The sequence below is a fragment of the Dokdonella sp. genome (assembly GCF_036518555.1).
In the GTDB taxonomy this organism is placed as follows: Bacteria; Pseudomonadota; Gammaproteobacteria; order Xanthomonadales; family Rhodanobacteraceae; genus Dokdonella_A.
The window spans coordinates 1-2391 of record NZ_DATDMY010000159.1; the positions used below are offsets into that span (position 1 = coordinate 1).

The 2391-nt window shown below is 70.0% G+C and carries 3 protein-coding genes; all 3 read left to right on the plus strand.

Annotated features, from left to right (window positions below):
- On the plus strand, positions 1-1002 hold a 1002-nt coding region (locus VI238_RS09600), incomplete at its 5' end, for an AsmA family protein (RefSeq protein WP_331650789.1).
- A gap of 172 nt (positions 1003-1174) precedes the next feature.
- Positions 1175-1792: a CDP-alcohol phosphatidyltransferase family protein gene (locus VI238_RS09605; protein ID WP_331650791.1), complete on the plus strand. Its 618-nt coding sequence runs from the start codon at positions 1175-1177 to the stop codon at positions 1790-1792.
- Positions 1789-2391: phosphatidate cytidylyltransferase (locus VI238_RS09610; RefSeq protein WP_331650793.1), on the plus strand; the 603-nt coding region annotated here is incomplete at its 3' end. The genes VI238_RS09605 and VI238_RS09610, both read left to right, overlap by 4 nt.

A 2391-nucleotide genomic window follows, 5' to 3' on the forward strand; every position in this document is an offset into this window, starting at 1 on the left:
GATCGCGGCGCGCCGCCTGCAGGACGCGTGCTGCCGTCCGAGCCGTTCGAGCTCGAACGCTGGCGTGCGGCCGATGCCGATGTGCACTTCACGGGCAAGCGCGTGATCCGCAACGAGGACCAGCCGATCACCGACGTGGAGACGCGCATCCGCATGCAAGGCGGCGTGCTCGCGCTCGAACCGTTGCGCTTCGGCATGGCCGGCGGCACCGTCGACGGCCGCGTGCGCATCGATTCCGGCCCACGCCCGCCCACGGGCGAACTGAAGCTGGCCGCGCGCAAGCTCGCGCTCGCGCGGCTGTTCGAGGCGAGCGACGGCCTCTCGAAGAGCCTCGGCGAGGTCAATGGCGACGTCGCGCTCGCCGGCAGCGGCAACTCGGTCGCCGCGATCCTCGGCAGCGCCGACGGTTCGGTGAAGCTCGTCATGAGCGACGGCGAGGTGGCCGAATCGACGATCGAAAAGGCCGGCCTCAACGTCGCGAACGCGTTCTTCGCCAAGCTGCGCGGCGATCCGCCGATCCACATCGACTGCGCCGCGGCGGTGTTCGACGTGAAGGACGGTCGCGCGGTCGCCGATCTGTTCGTGTTCGACACCGAGAACGCGCGCATCGACATCGAGGGCGCGCTCGATCTCGGCGAGGAGAAGGTCGACCTCGTGCTGCGCCCGCGTGCGAACGGCTTGCGCATGCTCACGTTGCGTTCGCCGCTGCACGTCACGGGTACGTTCGAGCACGTCGACGTCAGCGTCGACAAGAAGCAACTGCTGCTGCGCGCGGGCGCCGCGATCGGCCTCGGTGTCGCGGCCGCGCCCGCAGCGGCGGCCGTGCCGCTGATCGCGCCCGGCAGCGACGAGGAAAAGCAGTGCGCGCCGCTGCTCGCCGAAGTGTTGCAGGCCGCAGGCGCGAAGCGCGACACGCCCGGCGGCAAAGCGGCGTCCGACGCGACGGCCGCGAAGTCGAAGGCGTCGAACAAGGCGCGCACGAAAGGCGCCGCGGAGGGCTGAGAACGCGCTGCCGATCGCCCGCCGTCGCCGTGAACGCAAGGGCGGGATGGTCGCGCTGCATCGTCGGAGTGCGCTCGCCGGGCGAGCCCGCGCCTTCTTGACGCGCGCTCGCCGTGCTCGGGTAGGATGGACGCGGGGAGGACGCCGATCGGCGTCCGGGGGACACGCACGCGTGCCGAGCATCTATCAGCTGAAACCGGCGTTCCAGCGCCTGCTGCGTCCGCTCGTGAACGCACTCGCGCGCAGCGGCGTCACGGCGAACCAGGTCACCGTATTCGCGGTCGTGCTGTGCGTGGCGGTCGGCGCAGCAATCGCGTTCGTCGACGATGCGCGCATCCTGTTGCTGCTTCCGGTCGCGTTGTTCCTGCGCATGGCGCTCAATGCGATCGACGGCATGCTCGCGCGCGAGCACGCGCAGCAGTCGAAACTCGGCGCGATCCTCAACGAACTCGGCGACGTCGTCGGCGACGCCGCGATGTACCTCCCGCTCGCGCTGCGGCCCGGCTTCCCGAGTGAGGCGATCGTCGTGTTCGTGCTGCTCGGCGTCATCGTCGAGATGACCGGCGTGATCGGCGTGCAGATCGGCGCGAGCCGCCGCTACGACGGCTTCGGCAAAAGCGACCGCGCGTTCGTCGTCGGCGCGATCGGCCTCGTCTGGGGTTTGGGCTGGGCACCGCTCGCGTGGCTCGCCTGGCCGTTCTGGATCGCGGCCGCGCTCGGCGCGGTCGCGATCGTCGCGCGCGCGCGCCGCGCGCTGCAGGAAGTGCGCACGAAAGGAGCCCTCGCGTGAGCCTCGAATCGCTGCACCTGTGGATCCCGCCGAGCGTGCTGTGGACGTTCGGCGCGATCGTCGCGCTGCTCGTCGTCGCGACCGTCATCGTCGCGCTCATGCGCCGCGGCGATGCGGGCAGGCACGTCGAGCTCGCCGCGCGCGTGAACTCGTGGTGGGTGCTGGTCGGCGTGTTCGCGGTCGCGCTGCTGTTTCGTCGCGGCGTCGCGATCGGCTTCTTCGCGCTGCTGTCCTTTCTCGCGCTGAAGGAATACCTGTCGCTGATCCCGACCCGCCGCGCCGACCGGCGCGTGCTGTTCTGGGCATACCTCTGCGTACCGATCCAGTACTGGTGGGTGTGGCAGCAGTGGTACCACATGTTCCTCATCTTCATCCCGGTGTGGGCGTTCCTGTTCATCGCGATGCGCATGGTCCTGCGCGGCGAGACGAAGGACTTCCTGCGCGCGGCGGGCACGATTCACTGGGGCCTCATGACGATGGTGTTCGGCCTCAGCCATCTCGCCTACCTGCTCGTGCTGCCCGACGGCAAGCCGACGGTCGGCGCGCACGGCGCGGCGCTGCTGCTGTTCGTCGTGCTGCTCACCGAACTCAACGACGTG